The 22,759-nt window shown below is 64.5% G+C and carries 17 protein-coding genes and 1 pseudogene; 5 read left to right on the top strand and 13 right to left on the bottom strand.

The features are described from left to right. Positions 1-83: 83 nt before the first annotated feature. From DFR72_RS47100 to DFR72_RS45665, 5 genes are all read right to left on the bottom strand, one after another. Positions 84-1,154 carry an integrase core domain-containing protein gene (locus DFR72_RS47100; protein WP_090067083.1) on the bottom strand — a complete coding sequence of 357 codons (1,071 nt, stop codon included), beginning with the start codon at positions 1,152-1,154 and terminating at the stop codon, positions 84-86. 250 nt (positions 1,155-1,404) lie between these two features. Then, positions 1,405-2,670 carry a phospholipase D-like domain-containing protein gene (locus tag DFR72_RS24640; protein ID WP_090066844.1) on the bottom strand — a complete coding sequence of 422 codons (1,266 nt, stop codon included), beginning with the start codon at positions 2,668-2,670 and terminating at the stop codon, positions 1,405-1,407. Next, complete coding sequence (locus DFR72_RS24635; protein WP_090066843.1) at positions 2,663-6,064, bottom strand: AAA domain-containing protein; 3,402 nt, start codon at positions 6,062-6,064, stop codon at positions 2,663-2,665. The genes DFR72_RS24640 and DFR72_RS24635 overlap by 8 nt, the downstream gene beginning before the upstream one ends. Before the next feature lie 6 nt (positions 6,065-6,070). Beyond that, complete coding sequence (locus DFR72_RS24630) at positions 6,071-6,841, bottom strand: serine/threonine-protein kinase (RefSeq protein WP_090066842.1); 771 nt, start codon at positions 6,839-6,841, stop codon at positions 6,071-6,073. Positions 6,842-7,266: 425 nt separating this feature from the next. Further along, positions 7,267-7,533: a hypothetical protein gene (locus DFR72_RS45665; protein ID WP_170176377.1), complete on the bottom strand. Its 267-nt coding sequence runs from the start codon at positions 7,531-7,533 to the stop codon at positions 7,267-7,269. Here DFR72_RS45665 and DFR72_RS47560 point away from each other — a divergent pair. After that, a complete protein-coding gene (locus DFR72_RS47560; RefSeq protein ID WP_170176381.1) occupies positions 7,502-7,780 on the top strand; it encodes a DUF732 domain-containing protein in 279 nt (92 codons plus the stop codon). The genes DFR72_RS45665 and DFR72_RS47560 overlap by 32 nt on opposite strands. A gap of 143 nt (positions 7,781-7,923) precedes the next feature. Further along, positions 7,924-11,016 carry an NACHT domain-containing protein gene (locus DFR72_RS24620; RefSeq protein WP_090066840.1) on the top strand — a complete coding sequence of 1,031 codons (3,093 nt, stop codon included), beginning with the start codon at positions 7,924-7,926 and terminating at the stop codon, positions 11,014-11,016. Here DFR72_RS24620 and DFR72_RS24615 read toward each other — a convergent pair. Further along, a complete protein-coding gene (locus tag DFR72_RS24615; RefSeq protein WP_090066839.1) occupies positions 11,013-11,321 on the bottom strand; it encodes a hypothetical protein in 309 nt (102 codons plus the stop codon). The two genes, DFR72_RS24620 and DFR72_RS24615, sit on opposite strands and share 4 nt — an antisense overlap. A gap of 314 nt (positions 11,322-11,635) precedes the next feature. Between DFR72_RS24615 and DFR72_RS24610 the strand changes: the two genes are divergently transcribed. After that, positions 11,636-14,083 (top strand): tetratricopeptide repeat protein, encoded by a 2,448-nt coding sequence (locus tag DFR72_RS24610; RefSeq protein ID WP_143086753.1) that lies wholly within the window; start codon positions 11,636-11,638, stop codon positions 14,081-14,083. Positions 14,084-14,517: 434 nt separating this feature from the next. Here the strand turns inward: DFR72_RS24610 and DFR72_RS47090 are convergent, their stop codons facing one another. The 4 genes and pseudogenes from DFR72_RS47090 to DFR72_RS47075 form a co-directional block, all read right to left on the bottom strand. Next, entirely contained in the window at positions 14,518-14,817 is a 300-nt protein-coding gene (locus tag DFR72_RS47090) for a tyrosine-type recombinase/integrase (RefSeq protein WP_245983512.1), read from the bottom strand. Between the two features lie 273 nt (positions 14,818-15,090). Continuing rightward, positions 15,091-15,270 (bottom strand): annotated as a pseudogene (locus DFR72_RS47085) (integrase core domain-containing protein); the annotation flags it as partial. Between the two features lie 32 nt (positions 15,271-15,302). Beyond that, positions 15,303-15,746 (bottom strand): helix-turn-helix domain-containing protein, encoded by a 444-nt coding sequence (locus DFR72_RS47080; protein WP_342768670.1) that lies wholly within the window; start codon positions 15,744-15,746, stop codon positions 15,303-15,305. Positions 15,747-15,827: 81 nt separating this feature from the next. Beyond that, entirely contained in the window at positions 15,828-15,995 is a 168-nt protein-coding gene (locus tag DFR72_RS47075) for a hypothetical protein (protein WP_245983453.1), read from the bottom strand. Between the two features lie 376 nt (positions 15,996-16,371). Between DFR72_RS47075 and DFR72_RS24595 the strand changes: the two genes are divergently transcribed. Continuing rightward, a complete protein-coding gene (locus tag DFR72_RS24595; protein ID WP_211335518.1) occupies positions 16,372-17,442 on the top strand; it encodes an IS110 family RNA-guided transposase in 1,071 nt (356 codons plus the stop codon). Between the two features lie 316 nt (positions 17,443-17,758). On the opposite strand, the gene DFR72_RS24590 is transcribed toward DFR72_RS24595, so the two are convergent. Then, entirely contained in the window at positions 17,759-20,605 is a 2,847-nt protein-coding gene (locus tag DFR72_RS24590) for a M48 family metalloprotease (protein ID WP_090066836.1), read from the bottom strand. Positions 20,606-20,608: 3 nt separating this feature from the next. Beyond that, positions 20,609-21,142 carry a hypothetical protein gene (locus tag DFR72_RS24585; RefSeq protein WP_143086752.1) on the bottom strand — a complete coding sequence of 178 codons (534 nt, stop codon included), beginning with the start codon at positions 21,140-21,142 and terminating at the stop codon, positions 20,609-20,611. A gap of 525 nt (positions 21,143-21,667) precedes the next feature. On the opposite strand from DFR72_RS24585, the gene DFR72_RS24575 reads away from it, so the two are divergent. Then, complete coding sequence (locus DFR72_RS24575; protein WP_114773752.1) at positions 21,668-21,853, top strand: integrase core domain-containing protein; 186 nt, start codon at positions 21,668-21,670, stop codon at positions 21,851-21,853. Positions 21,854-22,053: 200 nt separating this feature from the next. Here DFR72_RS24575 and DFR72_RS24570 read toward each other — a convergent pair whose 3' ends face one another. Beyond that, a complete protein-coding gene (locus DFR72_RS24570) occupies positions 22,054-22,644 on the bottom strand; it encodes a dihydrofolate reductase family protein (protein WP_090066833.1) in 591 nt (196 codons plus the stop codon). Positions 22,645-22,759 lie beyond the last annotated feature (115 nt).

Raw genomic sequence — 22,759 nt, 5'->3', positions numbered from 1 at the left:
GGGTGCGCGGTTGTGCCGAGAATGCGCACGCGCCTACCAGCGTGTTGGGTGTCAAAACTAGGCCTGGCGGTATGACCTGCGCGTCAGGCGGCCGCAGGTTCGTACTCGTTGATCAAGCCGCCAAGCACTCGTCGACGACGTACGGATCTACAATCTGGGTCTCCGGCCAGGTGATCGGGGCGAGGTGGAGAGTGGTGTCGCGCTCGGTGTGGTCGCCGGTGGTTGTAGTGGAGGACGTAGCGATTCAGCACTGACTCCAGGTGCCGCTCGTTGATGATCAGCAGCCGATCCGTGAGCTCGCGTCTAACGGTGCCGACAAACCGTTCCGCATAGCTGTTAGTCCGCGGACATCGCGGTGGGATCTTCACAACGTCGATGCCGGCGTCCGCGAGAACGGAATCGAACGACGTCGTGAACTGGCCGGCCCTGTCACGAACCAGGAAACGAAACTCGCTGGCCCGAGCATCCAGCTCCATGAAGAAGTTTCGAGCCTGCTGTGTAGTCCACCGGCCGTCAGGGCTGGTGGTAGTGCCAAGAATATGGACATAGCGGGTGTCGACCTCCATAACGAAGAACACATACACCCGCTTCAACGTGACCGCGCAGTCGACGTGGAAGAAGTTGCACGTCAGCATGCTCGCCGCCTGAGCACGTAGAAACCGCCGCCGCGACGTGTCGGTATCCCGAGTCGGCGAGGGCGGTATCTGTAGACGCTTCAGCACACGACGAACAGTCGACGCGGCCGTCCGGTGGCCGAGCTTGAGCAGTTCACCTTGGATACAGCGGTAACCCCAGCCTGCGTTCTCCCGCGCCATCCGCTCGATCAACGTCACGACGGTCTCATCGACCCGCGGGCGACCAGACCGGTTCGAGTAGGTCCACTTCTTCGCGACCAACCGCCGATGCCACCGCAGCACGGTGCCCGGAGACACCAACCGGTGCTGTCGCAGCCACACCGGTAACCGCCGCGTCAACGCGGGCAGCACCGCGCGATCAGCCCAATCTAATCGTGGACGTCGATTGCCACGACGCAACACCGCGACCTCATGCCGCAACACCAGCAACTCGACGTCCTTGGCCGCCGAGGACCGACCGAGCAAAACCAGCCAGCCACCCAGCCGGACAAGGACGAGGTACAGCAGTCGCAGCGCCACGCTCACGATCATGCCTGCAGGACGACAGAACCTGATTACCGCAGCTCAGCGCATGAGTGCGGTGTTCTAGCACCCCACAGGGCTCGGCGCTCAGCCCGATCTTCGGCGACACGCGAATGTTCCGATCGTGCAAGGCCATCGCTCTCAGGCACGACTACGAACCGATCATGTGGGGCGCGTCAAGAACCGTGCACGAACATTCACAGCCTCGTGTCCCGCTGATGTAGCCGCCGAATCGGGATGACGCGGCTCAGCTCTCGACCGGTGGCAACAACGCGGCATACTCGCGATCCGCCTCTTCCTGGACAGCCACCACGGTGCCCTCATAGGCGCGGAACGGGCGCGCAGCACCGCGGTACGACAGCCAGGGGAAGTCCGACACGACCCAGTTTCCGTCGTACACCAACGTATTGCGTACTTCTCCTTCCGGACGGTGCAGGTTCAGCCGGTATCGCGACCGCTGAGCCAGCCTGCCAAGCGCGGCCTCGGTCACCTCGTCACACCGCGCCACGACCAGATCGACCTGAACGCGAGCACGCAGTCGCTGTTCCAGTCTGCTGAGGAAATGCGCATCAACCACCGAGCACACCGCGAGGTCCGTGGCGATGAGCAGTCGTTCGGTGGCGGACTGCAATGCGGCCGTCAGCACGAGTTGGTGTTCCCAGACCCCGATGCCGCACACGGGCGGAGAGCTCTCCTCGAGCGGTGCCCCCTGCACGCGCTGAACTTCCACGCCTGGGGGCAGAGCGGGATGCGGTCCTGCTGGTTCGATGCGGAATCCCAGCTTGGCCACGCCTCCGAGCCTGCCCAGCACTGAGTCGTGCTTCTCGCTGTGATCACCGTCGACGACGACGGCCGTCTCGACGTCACCACTCTCCTCATCGCCGTACACCAGCACGTCGACCGGCATGTACTTGTAGGTCGACGGCGTGACGTCGATGACGTCCAGCACGTCGATGGACGCCGATCGGCCGGGCTGCCTCAGGATCGAGTTCACCGCAGCCGGGCTGATGTCCTCCCGCTTGACCCTGGTGGTGCGCTGGCCGGGCAGCAGTATCCGACCGTCCGCGACAGCCGACGACTTGCTGATCAGCGCTCGTTCCTCATAGGTCGCGACGGACCACGTGAGCCGATCGAAGACGACCTTGAAGGTCTTCTGGACCGGCCTGACCGACTCGTGCTCCCGAGCGAGTTGCTCGCCCCGTGCGGTCAGGAGGAGATCGCCAGGAGCAGCCCCGAACGCGACCGCGCCCTCCCGGTACTGGTCCGCGACGGCCACTTCGACGAGTTCTCGTTCCAACCCCAGGAAGGCGGCGATGTCCGGCACAGCTCCCACGCCGGTCTTGAGCAGGCGGAGAACGAACTCGTCGAGCAGCGGAAGCTGTTTGATCTCCTGTGCCAGCACCTCGGCCGCGACAACGGTGACCGGCACGGCCGCCTTCTCGATGCCCAGCAGCAGGAGACCGGGCCGGTCACCGCCGAAACGTTTGGTGAGCAGCAGCTCCGGGCTATGCACCCTGCACCACCTCGCAGTCCTCCGGGTGTTTTTCCATGTATCGCACGACTTGCTGCAACGCCCCGTCAGTCGAGCGGCAGAACTCGGCGTCACCGACGATGGTCAGCCCGTACCGAGCGCGCGAGACCGCGACGTTGATGCGCCTCCAGTGGTCCGCCCCCAGGAACCCCAGCTTCAGCTGGGAATTGCTTCGGGTCACGGAAAAGATCGCCACATCGCACTGCCTGCCTTGCACCGCGTCGACGGACAGCACGTCGACCTGCAGCCACTTGAAGGTCGACGCGGAAAGCTTCCGCTTCAACTCGGTCACCTGACGGCGATACGGGGCAATCAGGAGTACTTCAAGCTTGCCATCCGGCTCCGGGAGCCGCACGACTCTCTTGGCGATGGCGTTCTCCAGCGTGTGCAGCCGGTCAAAGACGATCTTCACCTCACCGCGGTTGACGAAACTGATCCCGCCCTGTCCCGGAGTCTCCCGCCGCCCAGAGCCGAGCCCGGCAGTGTCGATCCAGCGCACCGGCTTGCCGAGCAACCCGTAGCCCTGCAGGCCTTCGGTTCGCGGTGAATGGAGTCTTCCCTCGTAGAAGCAGGTGGAGACCAGGTTTCCGATCGGTGCGATCATGCGGTACTGGTCGCGCAGCTGGAACTTGGAGTGTTCGGGGAGGCGGTCAGAGAACCATTTGAACAGGGTTTCCTCGACCAGCTGGCGGTCGATGCCGTGTTCCTCGAGGATCTCCTTCGAACGCAAGAGATCCTCCTCCTGAGGAGGCAGCTGGTTGATGTCGCCGACCAGGATCGCCCGCTTGGACCGCGACAACGGCACGAGCGCCTCGGTCGCGGTGGCTTTCGACGCCTCGTCCAGGACGCAGAGGTCGATCTCAAGATTGCGCACGGCACTGTGCCCGACAAACCCGATGCAGGTGCCGGCGATGACCTTCGCGGTACCGAGGAAGGCTTCGGCGAGGCGCTGGTCGGACTTCGTCCGCTGCAGCCACTGCGCTTGGAGGTCGACCAGGTCGAGCAGTCTCCGCGCCGCAGACGACGTGCCGAGTACCGCGTCCGCGACGGTGAGAGCCAAGTCGGCCGTCAGTTCGCCTGGCAGCGTCACGTCCCCTTCGAGGTGTTCGACCGCCTCCGCGTACAGCTGAGCGTAGCGGGAATCCAGGTCGTCCACGCGCTCCTGGAGGTGGCTGTCGTCCTCGACGATCTCCAGCGAGGTCGCGAGCTCAGTGGCGGAGCTCTGTCCCTGAGCACGCCGGTCGATCTCGCGTTCGACGTCCGCGCGTTCGCCTGCCACCTTCGACAGCTGTCGCAGGGACAGGGCTGCGTGGAGATGACGGACGTCCATGCCGTTCTCACGGGCGAGCTTCTCCAGGTGGCGCATCGCATTGCGGCGGACCTTCTCCGACCACTGCGCCATCCGCTGGTCCAGCAGGAGATGACGAACTGACTGGTCCACTCTCGGATCGTCCGGGTGCCCAAGCCTAACGATGCCCGAGACGCCCGATTGCTCCAGTCGTGCCAGGGCGTTGTCGACCGCGACGTGCGTCTGGCTGACGATGAGGATGCGGGCCGTCGGCCGCTCTTTCAACGACTGCAACACGATCTCAGCGATGAGGTCGGTTTTGCCGGTACCGGGCGGCCCCTCGACCAGGAGCACGTCCGCAAGCCCGAGTGCGGACTCGACGGCCTCCTTCTTGCTCTCGTCCAGGTCCTTGCTCCACTCCGATACCTCGCACGGGACGGGCGGGTCAACCAGAGCAGGGTCCTGGATCTTAGCTCGGAGGTCGGGGCGCGCCGCAGTGCCATCCCCCAAAGCGGAAAGCGCGTCCCGCTGGCGTTGCAGGGCAATCGTTGCGGGCCCAAGGTACGGCCGGACCACGCCGGCAGGGGGCAACCCCGAGATCGCACGCTTACCGCGCAACGTCAGCGTGGTGTCGTCTTGACCGATCACCTGGCCGTACGCGAGCGGTCGTCGCGACTCTCCGACGATCTCCCAGTCCGTGCCGATGAGGTCTTCCTCGACGGGTTCACGGAGGACGAGGTCCACCTCTCTGCCCCGCACCACCCGGTCGGTGTAGTTGAAGGTCATCATCGAGCCTCGGGCGAGATCCTCACGGGCCTGAAGGACCTTGTTCCACTCACTGAGGATGTCAAGACCGTCGTACCCGACTGTCAGATCACCCTGGCGCTGCAGGTCCTTCTGCTCGTCGTGGTCGTCGAGCGCGCGCAGCAGGTCATCTCTCCCATTGGCCGCCTGCAGACGACTGCGCGGCTCGGAGTAGACCCACGACGCGAAGTCCCCGACGTTCAGAGCGTGCTTGCGGAACCGTTCGAGCTGCTCGTACTCCAGCAACCTGGCGTTCGTGACCACGAGGGCGGGCGGTCTGTCCAGTTTCAGCGTGAACTTCCACTGCTTGCCCGCGACTGAGACGGTAGAGCGGTCGGCTGAGCGCTTGGGACCGTCGTACCGATACTCGGCGTACACGTCATCGCTGAGATCGTTCTTGACCACAGCCTCAGGGGTGGTGTCGGGATCGTCCGCGTGCTCCATGAGTTGCTTCCTCACGGCCTGCGTGAGAGTGAGCCACATGGTGCTGCGACTGGCGACAGGAAGAACAGCACGCCCGCGGAGAACGTTGGTCAGCTCGTCGGCGAAGACCGCGCCGTTGAGGGGGCGCAGGCTGCTGTCGACCTCGACGCAGCGAGCCAGGAGCTTGCGCACGTCAGGAGGCACGTTGATCGCCTGGAGAGCCGGAGCAATGTCCGCGAAAGTGCGCAACCGGTCTTTGTGCATCGAGCGGATCAGCAGCACGCCCATCGAGTACACGTCCCGCACCCATTTGGTGGCGCCGTCCCGTTCCGGTGGCGTGTACGGGCCGGAGTGCGAGGCGACGAGGGTGTGGTCGCTGGGCTCGCCCTGCACGACCTTCGCGATGCCGAAGTCGGCCAGCAGCGGTTCGCCGGCCTCCGTGACGAGGACGTTGCTCGGCTTGATGTCGCGGTGTTCCACCCTGTTGAGGTGCGCGTAACTCAAGGCGCGTGCCAGCGGTACCGCGATCTTGTCGGCGAGTTCCTCCCACTCATACGGCCCCTTGGTGTCGAGGATGCTCTGCAGCGAGTCCTCCACCCATTCGAGTACGAGGAAGTGCGAGTTTCGCTCCTCGTCGACGCCGGAGGCCTTCAACCTGATGATGTTGGGATGGCTGAGCTTGCGGAGGCTCGCCACTTCACGCTGGTATCCGAGCTCACGCAGGTGGTTGTCCGTGCGCGCCACCAGCTTGACCGCGACCATCCCCGCGTCGCTCGGGTCGAACGCCTTGTAGATGACGGAGAGTCCCCCCTCTCGCGGCGGTTGCGGCAGCTGGACGTACTGCCCTCCGATGATCTCCATCAGCGACTACTTCCTCACTGCCGTGACCAGCTCGCGGAACTCCTGCGCGTTCTGCGGCCGCGCGGACGGATCCCTTCGGGTAGCAGCGGCCACGATCGACCGCCAGGGCTCGTTCTCCGGCAGGAGAGGAGCTCCGTCCTTGGGCTCGCGACCGGTGCGCGCCCAGCCGATGATCTGGCCGAGGCTGTAGAAGTCGGCGCTGGCGGTCGCCTCGTGGGCGTCGATCGACTGTTCGGGAGCGGCGAAACCGTGAGTGCCGAAGAGCTCATCCACCGCGGTCCTGCCGGTGAACGTGGTCTCGCCACGTGGGCGTCTGCCGAATCCCCAGTCCGCGACGGTCCAGTGCCCGTCGAGCAGCAACAGGTTGGCGGGCTTCAGATCCCGGTGCACCCATCCTGCCTCGTGTGCCACTTCCAGCGCCGAACACACAGCCATGACCAACGTGAAGAGCTCCTCGTCGCCAGAGATTGCCGCCCTGGACTCGTCGGCGTTGCCCTGCGCCAGCGGCATGACGAACCACTCGTGGGTCATGCCGTAGTCGAGCACCGGCATGACGTGCTCATGCGCAGGGAACCTCAGGCCGAAGTCGATCTCCCGCCTCATTCTCGCCACATCGTCGACGCCCCAGGAGAACAGACGCTTCAGCGCGACCTGGACACCGGTCGCCTTGTGCGTGCCGCGGTACACGCGCGCTTGACCGCCTTCGCCCAGCGGCCGGGCTTCCAACTTGTAGTCGCTCCTGTTGTTTCTCGGATGGTCCCCAAGAACGTTCTGCACGTCGCACCCTCCCCTTGGCCCTCACATCGTGTGCAGAGCCCGAGACATTACCGATCACGAGCAAGATCACAACGTGACTCGTGGGGACGCTCCCACGCAGTCCTGCACGCTCCCGCACCACGTTTTCTCTACGGGGAAACAAACTTCGACAGCTCGAAGTCACCTGACCGGAACACTCTCGCAGTACGGCAGAAGCCGCTGGTCACATCGATCCACCGCCGCCCAACGAGCGATGTGAAGTCGCAGACGTGCGCTATCGCACCCCAGCGAAGGACTAGCTCGCAGTCGGTGAAGGTCGTCTCGACGTCGAGTGCTTCGTGCGCGGCGCCGTCGAACGGGCCCGAGATCGTATGCGGACGACGATCGTGACTGCGGAATCGCCTTCCATAGCTCATCAGGATTGCCGAGGAGGTCAGCGGTGACGGTCAGGGCTTTTCTGGCGATACATAGCTGTCGCAGCGGCGATTCTGATGCTTCGAGGACAGCACGTGGTTGTGGAGGAGAAATATGAGCAGGGTTAGGCTCGCTCTGGCTGCTGTTGGTGCCGTCCTGTTAGCGCTGAACGCTGGAGGGTGCGGTTCCTCGCCCGGCACGGCGGCGCCTCCGGTTTCGGAGACGAACGCGTCGAGCACCGCGGCGCCAACGATCAGTTCGACCGGGGTGACCATCTCCGCGACGACCCCGATTTCCACCTCTGACGGGGAGGCTGCGAGACCCATCGACAAGCGCGCCGAGTACCTGGCCGCACTCTCGGCTGAAGGGGTACCGGTGAGCGTCAGCGGCGACTCTGAAGTGTTGATTGCGCAGGGGATCTGTAACGAGCTCGCCAGCGGTGCTGCTCGCGCAAAGCTGGTCGACGATCTGGCCAGGATGGGTGGTGTAATGACGCCTGGTCGGGCTGAAGCCATGTTGGCTGCTGCCGAGCAGACTTATTGCTGATCTTTAGCAGTAATCCACTGCGACCACCACTTCGTCGCACCTGGTCCTTGCCGCTAGTCACCGCGGACCGTTCACCGGCTCCAAACGACCTGCTACCGCGTCTGCCACTCTCTGGCGACCGCCGGTAGCGCGAGACTCGAACGGTGCCGAAGACCTACAGCATCTCCGACGCCGTCAAACTACTCGGAAAGCGCGAGAACGCACTGGTCGACGCGTTGGACAAGTTGACGGGAACGGCCTTGCTCGGCGGCGTTGCCTGGGGAGTCGCCGATCTGCTCGGCTGGTTCGACGCCAAGACCGAGTTCGTCCGGCTCTGCCACCAGCTGCTGGTGAAGGCCGGGGAGAAGCGATCAGGCTTGAGTCGCTACAGCGCTTCAGAACGCCTCCACGCCGCACATACCGTGATCGTCATCGTGGCGCTGTTCGACGCCCTCAAGCAGGTCGACTTGCCGTTCAAGCTGAGAAAGATCCGGCTCGACAAAGACGGCCAACGCGCGTTGGTGGGTCTGACCAGCATCTTCGACGGCAACAGCGTGCTGCCATGCCCCAGTCGGCCCTACGAGCTCAACCTCAAGGCGCTCAGGGACCAGTATGAACAAGCGTCCCGGGAGTTCCTGGAGCTCCTGCACGACGACGCGATCTGGACCAGGTTGTCCTCCCAGCAGCAGAAGAAAACGGACGCCGCACTCTCGCGGCTGCACGGTCGCGCTCTGCTTCGCTACGAGGAGCTGATCCGCCAGCTCACCGTGCAGTACCCGGAGCTGGCGTTTTGGTTGCAGTCCGAGCACAACGCCCACGTCACCGCAGGCTTGCAACGCCTCGAAGAGACGCTCGAGGCAACGCGGGTCGGCGCGGAACCGGACGAGCGCAGACGAGAACTGTCCAACCACTACCGGTCCGCGCTGAACCAGCCGATCATCAACACCGACCAGGTGCCAGCCGGCCTCGAGATCCCGCTGACCTGCGACGCATACGTCGATCCCGACTACCAGGTCTGTCCCATGACCGAAGGCGCCCGCCCGGCACTGCTGGCATCATGGTTCGACATCCCGGCGCGATCCGACCTCCACCACTACCTCGCCGGCTACCTGACCTCACCGAAAGCTGTCACTCACCCGCTGGTGGTGCTCGGTGATCCCGGCTCGGGCAAGTCCCTGCTGACGAAAGTGCTCGCCGCCCGACTGCCCGCCAGCGACTACTTCACGGTGCGGATCGAGTTGCGGACGGCCGCGGCGGAGGCGGATCTGCACCGGCAGATCGACTACGGGTTGAGCAGGGCGCTGCAAGAGAACGTCACTTTCGCCGAGATGTCCCGGATGGCGGGCGACGCGCTGCCGGTCGTGCTGCTGGACGGGTTCGACGAACTGCTCCAAGCGACGGGCGTGCGCCAGACCGACTTCCTTCATCGAGTGCAGGCGTTCCAGCGAGAACGCTCGGATCTCGGCAAACCTGTAGCGGTGGTGGTCACGAGCCGGATCAGCGTGTCCGGCGGTATGCAGATCCCGATGAACTCCGATGTGCTGCGCCTGGTTCCGTTCACCGATGCGAACATCAAGGCGTGGCTGGACGTGTGGAACGCCCCCAACGCGGACTACTTCGCCGAGCACGGCCTGGCGCCACTGCCGCATGAGGTGGTGCTGGACCACCGCGGCCTGGCTGCGCAGCCACTTCTGCTGTTGATGCTGGCGTTGTACGACGCGGTCGACAACGCCTTGCAACGCCACCACGACAGTCTCGGCCGAGTCGTGCTGTACGAGAAGTTGCTGAGCCGGTTCGCCCGCCGCGAGGTGGACAAGGACACCCACCAAGACATGGCCGACCTGGACATCAGCGTCGAGTACGAGCTGGCGCGGCTGTCCGTCGTCGCCTTCGCCATGTTTCAGCGGGGCGTGCAGTGGGTGTCGGACATCGCGATCAACGAGGACATGGCTGCGTTGCTCAATTCTGGCGTCGCGCCGTCTACTCACGGCATACGCACCCCGTTGAGCGAGGGTGACAAGGTGGTCGGCCGATTCTTCTTCGTGCAGTGTGCGCGGGCCACCCGCGACGAGACACGGCTGCACACCTACGAGTTCCTCCATGCGACGTTCGGCGAGTTCCTCGTGGCTCGCTTCACTTGGTACGTACTCAACGACCTGCACAAGCGCGAGTCGTCAGGCCCACGCATCATCGATGGCCTGCCTGACGACAACCTGCTGTGCGCGCTGTTGTCGTTCGCGCCGCTGACGGCTAGCACACCAGTGATCGAGTTCCTGTCGGAGCTGGCGTGTGGCTCCAACAACCGCCAGGAGCTGAAGTCGCTGGTGAAGCGTCTCCTGGCGCTGTCTCAGGTCCATCGCGCTCGATCGCTCGACACCTACCAACCGGTCAACCGGGCCGCACCGGCCAGGTATGCGATCTACAGCCTCAACCTGGTATTGCTGCACGTAGTGCTCACGCGGGTGTGCGAGTCCAGCGACATCGGCATCGAGGACTGGTCGAAGCTGACGATGTTCTGGAAGGGCCAGCTGTCGAACGCCGAGTGGCGCACCCTGATCGAGTCCCTTTACGTGCGCTGGGAAAACCCTCCCCACGTCACGCTCGCGATCGGCACCCAACTGCCCGAGACAGCCGAGGCGGATCGACTGGCCAAGCGCGTCTCACTGCGCGAAGCCGCGTTGGACGCGCGATTCACTGGTGACGCGGCGGCGAACGAATTCAAGTACGCCTTCGAAGCGTTGCCGGAGAGCCGGTTCGACGTGGAGTATGCAACGGCGCTGATCCAGCTCACGTCATCCCCGGTGCCACCGGACGAACGCGCCGAGCACTACCTGCACTGGTGTGATCGCTACCCCGATCTCGTTCTGCAGTGCCTGCACCGCGACGTTAACGTAAGCCCGGAAACGTTGCGGCTACTGGCAAAGGCTGAACTCGGGGTAAGCAGCCAGTTCATCATCCAGCTTTGCGAACGCATCGGCAGAGGCGGACCAGACGAAGCTCTGCTAGACGTGTTCGACGACCTGCAGATCTCTCGGGTCAACGGCGGATTCGCCCCACAGTCACGTGCTGGGTTCGAGGCACCGCTGCTGGACGCGTGGCTGCGGCTGTACGAGGCCGGCTACCGGCACCCTGATCATCGCCATCTGGATCTGCGAACGGTACTGACCTCTGTGGACTACAACCGAATCGCTGAGTTCCGACCGGACCTTCTCTTCCGGGCCGGCACGGTCGCGCACGAGATCGGACTGTTCGGCTAGCCAAGGACCGGCCGGTACGCACTGCAGCAACTCTGCTGGTGGCCAAGGTCCGGGAGTTCTTCGTAGAACCTGCCGATCTGGCGTTCCCGGTCGACCTGGTGGATCTCCAGGAACCAGTGGCAGACCTGGCCGTTGCGGCCGGTGCGGCGCATCGGCTGGTCGCGGCCTGGAGCGATGTAAGAAGCAATCTTGGCGCTATCGATGGTCTCGTACGGAAACTGGTTGATCAGGTGTCCGCTGTGCGCTCCGCCGAACTCCCAGCCCGCGCGCTCGACGACGTGAGCGAACAACTGCTCCCCTGTCACGGGTCGTCATCGAAGAACTTCCTGGCAGCTTCGAAGATCGACACTAGGTCATCGCGGAGGCGGTGCTTCACCGGGTCGCCGCCGAGGACGACGATGCTCTTCACGACACTCGACGACGACATCAGCCTTCCAATCCGCTTCGCACACACCGCCTGGGCGGCTGGACCTAATCCGACAGTGCTCGGCCAAATAGTTGACATTTTGTAGACAGGTTGCGACTCAGACGACTACCTGCTGCTCACACCTGTCAGCCGAACAGCTGAACCACACAGAAGCAGCTTTGTACGCCTCTCCCCGATGGCAAGCTCGAACTTGTGCCCACATCACCGCCTGCCGACGACGAAAACCAGCCGCAGGTGAACAACATGATCTCCGGTGAGGTTTCGGGATTGGCCGTGCAAGTAGGACGGCTGCAGGGAGATCTCCACGTTCACCACCACGAGACCGCCTACAAAGGCCACGCGATGCAGACGTCCCGGTGGACACCTGATCCGAACTTCACCGGCAGAACGCACATGCTTGAGCAACTCCGAGAGCTGTTGAGACTCGGGCAACCGGGAACTTCGCCACCTGTTGTCCTGCACGGCATGACCGGTAGCGGCAAGACCAGCATCGCCACTCAGTTGGGCGCAGAAGTTTCGGACTCAGTGACACCGATCTTCGTCGACGCATCCACTCGCACTTCTCTGTTGGAGGAACTCCATCGGCTGAGCGACGAGGCATACACAACAGCTACACGGCCAAATGGGCTCACAGCGGCTGCCGGCCCGGTCACGCCGCAGCTCCCAACCTCGCCCGAAACGCTGTTGATCATCGACGGCGTCACGAGCGCAGAAACCCTCCATGGCATCGTGCCAAGGAGCGCCGAGTGCCGGATCTTGATCACGAGCACCGTGCGATACCTAGATCACGGCTACACCCACGTCGAACTGATGGACTGGACGCCCGAGGAGAGCGCCCAGTACCTCTCGGTGGTGCTGCCGACCAGCACCGAAGGCGACCGAACTCGACTAGCCGCAGCACTCCATCACCATCCGCTCGCCCTCACCCAGGCAGCGCACCACTGCAGATTGCTGGACCGCCCCGTTGAACTTTTCCTTCAACGCTTAACCAGCGAGCCAGTCGGCACACTTGAACTCGGCGACGCCAGCGGCCATCGCCGGACGACCGTGCGCTCTATCGAGATGAACATCGACTTGGCCGCCAGAAGAGAGCCAGTGGCCAAAGACCTGTTGATGCTTCTGGCTCACCTAGGCGCGGAGCCGCTTGCGAGCTCGTTTCTAGAACAAGACTTCCCGCTCACGTATGTGAGCGGCTACGGATTCCCCAGGCTGCGCTGGCCGAAGCGTCTGAACAAAGTATTCAGCGAGCACAGCAGGAGAACCTGGCGCACGATGAAGGCGATCCGCGAATCACTCAGCCGCGATCGAGCCGTCACAGCACTTCTGCAACTCTCGTTGATCAAAATCAGCCAGGACGGCTACCTCATCCACCCGCTGGTCGCCTTGATCACTCGGGCGAAGGTCAGCGAACCGTTGCCATGGTTGCAGATCGGCTTTGGTCTATTCGCTCGCCACATCGGTCAGGTCCACACCGAGGTCGGCGGGCAGCAGGATGCCGACACCTGTATCGGCCACCTTGCGGAACTCGCGGCGACAGCCATCAAGCACGGGCACCGGGGAACGGTGGTCCTTGAAGCGTGCGTACATCTAGCGCGCCGTCTTGCGTACCTGGGAGCAGGGAACGAATCGGTCAACGCTGAGCGGTTTGCTGAGCATGTTCTGACGACAGACATCCCAAAGGGCCTGCCGCCACGCGCCGCCGCTACCCTCCACTCCCGGGCACAGATCGCGTTAGCCATCGTCGTCTTCAGGCAAGGCAGGTCTCTCGAAGCACTTGCGCGGTGTGACGAGGCGCTTCGCATCAGCGCTCAGGCGCACGACTCGTTTCACTACGTCTACGCGTTGCGTACCGCAGGTGAAATTGCATCAGTGGTCGGTAAACACGAGATATCCCGGCGGGTCCTTCATGCCATCGACATTCAGCGAGCAGCTCCCCATGACATCGATCTGCTGGTAACATTAGCCAATAGCAGTGCTCAGATCCATATGTCGCTCAATGAGGTCAGCGAGGCTCAAGCAGCCATTGAATGGGCTTGCGAGCAGTTGACCGAAAACCAACTACCTAAGGCGGTTCACCAGTCGACTCTTCGAACAGCCGCATACGTTGCCAGAACGATTGATGACTCTGAGGGGTGGCTACGCCACGAACTCGCTCTGCTTGAGCTTCGCCGATCCGAGCAAGCGAACGGCAGACGACCGGACCGATGGTTTGTCGAGTCGCTATACTCCGCCGCAGATGCCGCCATCGAGGCGAACAATCTGAGGCTGGCTCAGGAACTCGTTGACGAGGCGGTGGCAGTCGCCAAAAGAACTTTTGGCACTGACACCGAGTCCTACGCGAATGTGTTGGCCGTGCGCGGACGATTGCGTCTACACCAGAAGAGGCTTTCAGCCGCGCTACGTGACCTCACCTATTGTGCTAACTTCCTGCGCGCGATGCCCCCGCCGGCTAACGGCATGCTTACCGGAGTCCTGGTACATCTAGCGATCGTCCTGCACGCTGCCGGATCCAAAAGTCGCGCCATCGCGACGGCAAAAGAAGCCTACGACATCGATCTCACTCAATACGGCGAAGACCACCCCGAGACGTTGAAGGATCTCGACGTTCTTCGGTACGTCAAGAGCACTCGCTTACGCTGACCTAGCCGCCGGTCGGCAAAGCGAGCATGAGACAGCGACTCTGTGCGCGAAGCCTTTATACACCACCCATCATGTTGCTTGGCATGATCAAGGAGCCAACGACGCCCTCACGCTAGATGATCCGGCTCGCGCGTTGAACCAATAAACGAACTGCCGCGAACCATGCGAACCTTGGACTGGTAGTAAATCCGGTAGCTGAGACGCGTGCCCGCTACCGGGACGCCAGCGAGTCCCTGGGACCCGATCCGGTCATCCATGCAGATCAAGACGGATACACTGAGACCGATGCGATGGTCTGATACTCGACAGGATCCGTTCACACCGAAGAGGTCACTGGTTCGATCCCAGTATCGCCCATTGCAGGTCAAAGGCCTGGAACCTTACGAGGTTCCAGGCCTTTGGCGTTGGCGCAAGCAGCAAAGTACAGCAGCGGGTCAGAAATCGAGGCTTTCGCTCAGCTGCTGAAGCGCCTTCCTCGTCTCCTCGTCTGAGATCTCGGTGTAGATCTCCATCGTGACCCTTATATTCGCGTGACGCAGGATCCGCATGATCACGCTTGGGTGCACGTTCAGCTCCGCGAGCAGCGACGCGCAACTCCGCCGGCCGTCGTGAACCGTGATCTTCGGAACCCCCGCCTTCTCACACCGGCGGTCCCATGACCGGTTGAAATTCCGCGGCTCGATCGGCGTGCCGTGGCGGGTCGTGAAGAGCAGGTCGCTCTCCTGCCACGACACGTCAGCCTCCTTCCAGTCGACTTCGCGCTGCTTCCGCCGAAGCCGAATCGCCGTGTGGGGTGCCAAAACACGGCCCGATAGGTCTGATCTGCGCGTCAAGCAGCTGCAGGTTCGTACTCGTTGATCAAGCCGCCGAGTACTTGCCGACGACGAACGGACCGACAGTCTGGCTCTGCGATCGGGCGATCGGGTCGCGGTGGGGTGTGGCGCCTCGCCCCGGTGTGGTCGTCGGTGGTTGTAGTGGGACACATAGCGATTCAGCACTGACTTCAGGTGATGCTCGTTGATGATGAGCAGCCCGTCTGTGAGCTCTCGCCTGACGGTGCCGACGAACCGTTCGGCGTAGCAGTTGGCCCGCGGACAGCGCGGTGGGATCTTCACAGCGTCGATACCGGCGTCGGCAAGTACTGAATCGAACGATGCCGCGAATTGACCGGCTCTGTCACGAACCATGAACCGGAAGTCGTTGACCCGATCGTCCAGACTCAAAAGGAGGTTACGGGCCTGCTGGTGGTCCAGCGGCCGTCAGGGTTCGTGGTAGTACCAAGGATGTGGACATAGCGGGTGCCGACCTCCATCACGAAGAACACGTACACCCGCTTCAACGTGACGGCACAGTCGACGTGGAAGAAGTCGCACGCCAGCATGCTCGCGGCCTGGGCGTGCAGGAACCGCCGCCACGATGTGTCGGTGTGCCGCGTCGGAGAGGGTGGTATCCGCAGTCGCTTGAGTACACGACGGACGGTCGACGCGGCTATGCGGTGGCCGAGCTTGAGCAGTTCGCCTTGGATACGGCGGTAACCCCATCCGGTGTTCTCCTGCGCCATGCGTTCGATCAGCGCCACGACGGTGTCGTTGACCTGTGGGCGCCCGGCTCGGTTCGGGTAGGTCCACTTCTTTGCGACCAAGCGCCGATGCCACCGCAGCACCGTGCTGGGAGACACCAACCGGTGCTTCCGCAACCAGACAGGCGGCCGCAGTACTAATGCGGCCAGCACCGCACGATCAGCTCAGTCCAGCCGCGGAGGACGATGGCCACGACGCAGCACCGCGACCTCGTGCCGCAACACCAGCAACTCCACGTCCTTCGCCGCCGACGACCGACCGAGCAGAACCAGCCAGCTCACTAGCCGGACGAAGATGAAGTACAGCAATCGCAGCGCCACATCCACGATCATGCCGCCAGAACGATGGAACGATCACCGCAGCTCAGCCGCGACTGCAGAGTTCTGGCACCCCACAGGTCACCGTGCAGCAAGCCGGTTGTGGAAAACCTGCCGATGAAAGCGTTTTCTGATCACTCCAACTGCTGCCAACTGTGCTGGTAGCGGGCTACTTAAGACTGGGCGGCAGGACCGGGTCCGGCCAGACTCAGGTCCAGGTGCTCGGCGAGTCGCTCGCTCGCAGCGGCTGCCCGCCGGTGTCATTGGCGTGGCTCTCTCATGGCATGCGTCTCGCCGGGCACCGCGCGAGGAGTGGCTGAAAAGGGGTCTGTCCTGCTCGAAGTAGCGGTGCCCTCCTTGCTGATATCGGTGTCGAGGCAAGGAGAACCGGATGCCCGTGATCATCGGAATGGATCCGCATAAACGGTCGGCCACGATCGAGGTGATCAACGAACTCGGCAACATGATCACGGGCGGCGAACTCGGCACAGACCGGGTCGGATATGCCGAGATGCTGGCAACCGGGCGCCGGTTCAGTGGCCGGGTGTGGGCGGTGGAGGGCTGCAACGGCGTCGGCCGCCATATCGCCCACCGGCTGATCCACGACGGCGAGACCGTCCTGGACGTGCCGGCGAAGCTGTCGGCGCAGGTGCGGGTGTTCGCGACCGGCAACGGCCGCAAGACCGACCCGATCGACGCGCACTCAGTTGCTCTGGTCGCGCTGCGGACCCCGAACCTGGTGCGTCTCCAGGCCGACCCCGAACTGGTCGTGATGGGCATGCTGGTCGACCGTCGTGACGAGCTCGGTCGCGCGCGAACGCAGACCGTCAACCGTCTCCACCGCCTGCTGCTGGAGCTGTTTCCCGGTGGAGCAAAGAAGTTCCTGTCCGCGATGCAAGCACGCGCGCTCGTCGCGACGATCAAACCACGCGACGTCGTGGGCAAGACTCGACGCCGACTGGCGGTCGAGCTGATCGCAGAACTCGAGACCATCGACAAGAAGATCAAAGCTGCGGACAGAGATCTCCGCGAGCTGGTGATCGCCCGCGGCTCCACTCTGCTCGACCTGCACGGCATCGGCCCGTCTGGTGCCGCACGGCTGCTGGCCGATGTCGGCGACATCCACCGGTTCGCCGGCCGGGACCGATTCGCGTCCTGGAACGGCACCGCGCCGTTGGACGCATCCTCCGGCGAACAACAACGGCATCGCTTATCCCGCGCCGGCAACCGCAGAATCAACCGGACGCTGCACATCATGGGAGTGGTTCAGCTCCGCAATCCCACCGCTGGTCGTGTCTATTTCGATGGGAAGAAAGCGGCTGGCAAGACCTCGATGGAAGCGATGCGCGCCCTCAAACGACGGTTATCGAACGTCGTCTACGCCCGCATGCTCGTCGACCAGAAACGACGTGAGGCGGCAGGCCCGGGAGGCACTCGGGGACGACTCTGCAATCCAGCGTGACCGGCCTGACCCCGGACGCCGGCCCTTCGGACAAGCCACAACCCGAACCTGCCACCCGCAAGCCTAGCCTCGCCAGGGCCACCCCTTGACATAAAGGGGAGCCATGAGAGCGCGATCTTCATGATCGGCCCCATTCGGCTGGGCATCGTGGGTCACGAGCGCACGTCCGGTCGTCAGCCCGCCACATCTGCGCAGGTCAGAGCGACCTGATGAAGCACTGCCAGACGATCGATGCCGCCGAGCACTCAGCGTGGCAGGTCCGAATCTGACGAACCCGGTCGAGCGCAACGCGCGTCCCCGTCCTGGACGGTGTTGTTCACCGTGGAAGCCGCTTATACACCTCGAGTCCGGCGTCCGCAGCCTCCGTGAGCTTTCCGACGGACTGCAGAAAGAGCTTGCGGTCGCGCCCTGCCGCCGCTCGGTCGCAGTCGTTGCTTGCCTCCTCCGCCTGCTCCACGAGCTTGCGCCAGAACACCTGGGCCTCGGCGTCGGGAACGCGGAAGTAGCGGCCAGCCTCCCGCGCGGTCTTGCCGATGTCCGCGCAGACCGGGCGGCTGCGGGAGAGGTCGGCGAACCCGGTCGCCCACGCCTCGGGGCTCGGCAGAGACTCGGTGAGGTTGCCCCAGTGACCGCCGAAGCGGTCGAGCAGCTCGACACCGCCGTGGTCACGCCAGGCGGTCAACTGCGCCGTCTTGGTCTGCGCAGTCGGCACCGTCTCGACGTGCGGGTCCACCGACCGCGCGCGCCTGTCCGCGGTGGCGGCGTCCACCTGTGGCTGATCCTCTGCTCCTCCTGTCCACCAGGCGGGTCGCCACGGGTCCGAGGCGTTCGCCAGCACCGCGGTGAACAGCGCGGCGGCGGCGCAGGTCAGTCCTGCGGCTAGACGACGTGGCGCCAGCTTTCCGGACGGAGCGGCATCGTTCGTCTTTCGCAGTACCGACACGACTGCGGAGACGACAACGGCGACGACCGTGGTGGCCACCAGCGTGAGGGCCAAGTACGGGGCGATGCTCGACCACATCATGTCGAGCCGGAAGCCGCAGGTCTCCTGGAACGTGCTCAACGGCGCAACGCATCCGTCGAAAGCAGCCAGTGCCAAGATCCCGAGGAAGCCGACGAGAGTCGCGATGTGGCCCGCGATCAACGCGACGAGAAGCCGCAGGCGGCCGGCGAGCAGACTTGCCACAACGGCAGCGAAAGCCGACGACGCCACCATCACCAGCAGCATCCACACCAGGTAGATGTGGATGTACAGACCGTTGCGCTGCTCAAGCGGCAACCCGTGCAGATAGGCCTGCACCGCGGCAGCCGCACCCCAGCACAGCACCGCGGCGAGCAGTCCGGGCAGCAGCACCTTCCGCAACTGCGGCAACGGTTCCGCCGTCACTTCGGCAGCACCGGTCCAGCTCGCGGTGCCCTCCGTCCTCGGCCGCAGCACCCAGGCCAGCAACGGCACGACCCACAGCACGCCGATCGCGGAGAGGAACAGCGGCCAGCGGGTCGTGACGGCCAGCGTCGACATCGCGACGTTGACCGCCCACGTCATGGTCGGATGCGCCGCGGCCGTGGCCGGGTACGCCTCGGTGAAGAGCCGCAAGCCCTCGTCTGGAGCGAGCTGCACCCCGGCCAGCAACAGCGTGCCCTGGTACTGCCACCACACGAACCACGAGGACAGCACGAGGACCGCACCCGCCAGCGTCATCCACATCAGTGGAGCGATCGACCGGCCCCGCCAGGTGGTGATCCACAGCTGCGCGCACTGGGCGATCCACGACGTGAAAACAGCGCCCACTGCCACGACGAGCAGCAGCGCCTCGATCCTGCTGGGCAGCGCCTGGTAGATGGTGGCCTCGCCCAGGACGAGCTCGGCGGCCGCCATGCCACCGCCCAGCCACAGGCCGGCTCCGACACCGGAAGGCGGCGACTGGCCTGGGGTGAGCACTCCGTAGAGCACTGCCCGCCACAATGCGACACCGACCACCACTGTGGCGAGCGTGATCGGAGCGTACAGCGCGATCACCTGGACCTGCCACGGTCCGGCCACGCCGAACGGACCGAGGCCGTACTTCTTGAGATAGCCCGTTATCTCGCTGATGATCATCGTGATGGCGGCGCCGGTCAGGAACATCGGCAGCGCCTTCAGGTGGAACAGCACCGCCGGATCGGTGAACGACTTCTCGCGCAGCTGCCGTCTGGGATGGGTGAGCCACAGTTCAACGAACGCGTCGCGCGCCCGTCTCAGCTTCCCCTCCGCCTGCTCCGGGCCGGTCCAGCTGTGCACCCGCGCGCCGTGGCGAACCGCGGCGAGGTCGGCGTAGATCTCCCTGCTGCGCAACACGTCCGAGCGCGCCAGGTAGACCAGCACGACGAGGAAGGCGGCGTGCAGGAAAGTGCGCGCCATGGTCGGGGCGTAACTGGGCCAGAACGGTGACGCCAGCCCATCCACCACCGCCAAGACGTACCACGTCACGTAGGGCAGGAGCACCAGCACGAGGAAGGCCCGCCAGGTCGCGATCGTGGCGTAGGTGATGGTGACGTCGCGGTTGCGGATGTGGGCGAGCTCATGCAGCAGCACCGCGCGGAACTTCTCCGGATGGTCCGTCCTGGCGCTCAGCATTCCGTTGTACATGCACACCGTCGGACGGCTGTTGCTGCCGAGCACCACCCCGTCGATCAAGGGCTTCGCCAGGTCGACGACGACGCGCGGCGTCTGGGCCAGGCCGATCTCCCCCGCCAGTTCCTTCACGACGGCCCGGATCTCGTCACCGGGGTCGACCTTCTCCAGCGGCACCACCAGGCCGCGCCGTTCCCGCCACCACGGCAACGCGAGGAACAGCATCCTTGCGACCACGAGGACCAGCAACGGCCACGCGAACATCACCCACCCCGGCGGTTGCCGCACGAACCGGGCGAGGCAGGCCTGGTAGGCGTCCCGCTGGACGACGGTGTGGAAAGCCGCGGCGAGGTCGCCGCCGTCGTTGGGGTCCACTCCGGCCGCGAGCCGGCAACCCCACGTGCCGGACCCGTAGAGCCCCGTGGCGACAGACAGCATCCACCCGCCACTGGCCACCAGCAGGAGGACCACCAGCAGCGCGAACCGCACGGTCGTGCCAGCCGTCATCGCCCGCTCGTCGACCCCCGAGCGGGCGGGCGCCGTGTCCACGGGCTACTCCTGGCCTTCGTCGCGTGCCTCGTCGTCGGGTTCCGGGTCCGGCTTGCGCACGGCCAGCCTCCTCACCAGTGCGTCGACGATCGCCTGGGCGCGGTCCTCCGGCAGGCCGTCGTTCCTGGCAGCCTCCAGCGACTCCCGCTCCACCCACGCCAGCTGCTCCTCGGTCAGGCGCGGGAACTCCACCGGTTCGACACCTCGGCGAAAGACCTTTCGCAGGATCGCCTTGGTTCCCCTGGCCGCGCCTTCAACGGCGGAATCCGCGGCTCGTTTCGCCACCGCGTCGAGCACCAACCACACAATCGGGGTAACCCACAGCACGACCTCGCCGAGACCGAAGCCCAGCGGCTCACGACGCCCACCCCGGCCACTCAACCGGCGCACGACGGTACCGTCGTCGAACGTGCACAACGCTTCCACCACGGGAAGTTCGTCGCGAGCAACCTCCTCGACCACGTCTCTCACCACGTCGCGCACCCTGGTCCGGCCGGCCGTGCGGGTGCCGTCCGGCAAAGGCGTATCTGAACTCATGAAGCCCCTGCCCCCAATTCCGTTGCCGAGTTCCTCATCCTGGCGAGAAGAATCCGATGAGACAACGCCCGAGTTCCGAGCATTGTTGAACTGCGCGAGAAATTACTGGCCGTTTGGAATTGTCTACGCCCACGGCAAGGGCCAGGTGATCTCCGCCGGCCCTTGCTCGTTCGTGGCCGCGCCGGAACCGGGCCGCACAGCGCGGACGGCACTGCTGCACATGGTGCGCGTGTGACCCGATGACGACCACACCGACTTGGCCGCCACCCGACTGCGTACCGTGGTGGACACGTTGATCGCGACCGTGACCGGAGTGAGGGCAACCCCGAGATCCGGGCCTGCCGCGGAGGCCGGCCGGCTGGCCGACGGCTTCGCTCAGCATGCCGGCATCGTCAGGCGAACCCTGCAGCTGGTACGCGGCACCGCTGAGCATCGACACAGCGGTGAGGATGATCTCTGAGAGCGACTTCTCCCAGTTGATCCGCGGCGCTTCCTGCGGATCCATCGCATGACCCGGTGCCAGACATGGCAACGCAGGTATTCAAAGGTCGCGTTGGACACTCCCGGCCCACCCGTGCGGCCGCCGACGCCGGGGTGCGGCTGTCCGTCGGCAGCAAGGGCCAATGCTGGGACAACGCGGTCGCAGAGTCGTTCTTCGCCACCATCAAGACCGAGCTGCTCGACCGGCAGGCCTGGCCCGCGAAAACCTAAGGTGCACAAGGCAGTCTTCGCGGTTGCCATTAGGGCTGGTACAACACGCGCCGCAGGCATTCCAGCCTCGGCTGCCCCAGCCCCACCGCCCACGAAGCCACCCGATACCAACCGGTCGATCAGGTAGCGTGACAACACCTCATCGGCCCTGTCCGTCAAAACGGGGCAAACCCATGGTCTCTGCGGTCAGCAAGCGGTGGTCACGGCCGTTCCCCGTTTCGATGGACTACGCGGTAACGCAGATGTGTGGCGTCGCGGCCTTCGAGTCGGCGCACGAGCTCCAGTTCGATGTGGTCGTGTCCGGTCGGCGCGAACAGTCGCCGTCCGTCGCCCATCAATACGGGAACAACGTGCAGTTCGAGTTCGTCGAGCTGGCCGGCTGCCAGCAACGCCTGCGCCGCACTCGCGCCGTGGACCATCACGGCTCGATTTCCCGCTGCTTCTCGGGCCTCGGTGGCACACGCGTTGACGTCCGTGTAGTACTTCGCGCTACCTGGAGGCTTGTCGGCCGGGTCGATGTGGTGTGTGAGCACGTGGATCGGCACTCCGTCGTGGTGGTCACCTTGCCATCGACCAGCTAGCTCGAACGTGCGACGTCCGGATATCACGGCACCGGTTGCCAGGGCCTCGGCGTGCACCAGCCCATTGATGCCCTCGGACATCCGGTCGTCGAGCCAATTGAACAGCCGCCCTCCGTTGCGGCCGAGTTCCTGGCCCGGCCGGTCGTCCGGTCCGGCGATGTACCCGTCGACCGACATGGACATGTACAGCCGCAGTGGTGTCCTACACATCTTCGAGTTCCTCTCTGTGGCCGGTCGGTGGCGGTGTCGCCGGTGGGCACCTCGGCCGCTGGACCCGCCACTCCCACCTGCACGTCGATCGCGCGATGCCGGATTCGACAACAAG

The sequence above is a fragment of the Lentzea flaviverrucosa genome, from assembly GCF_003350445.1.
Classification (GTDB): Bacteria; Actinomycetota; Actinomycetes; order Mycobacteriales; family Pseudonocardiaceae; genus Lentzea; species Lentzea californiensis.
Note: the sequence above shows the minus strand (reverse complement) of the source record. Positions and strands in the feature narration are given on the sequence as shown.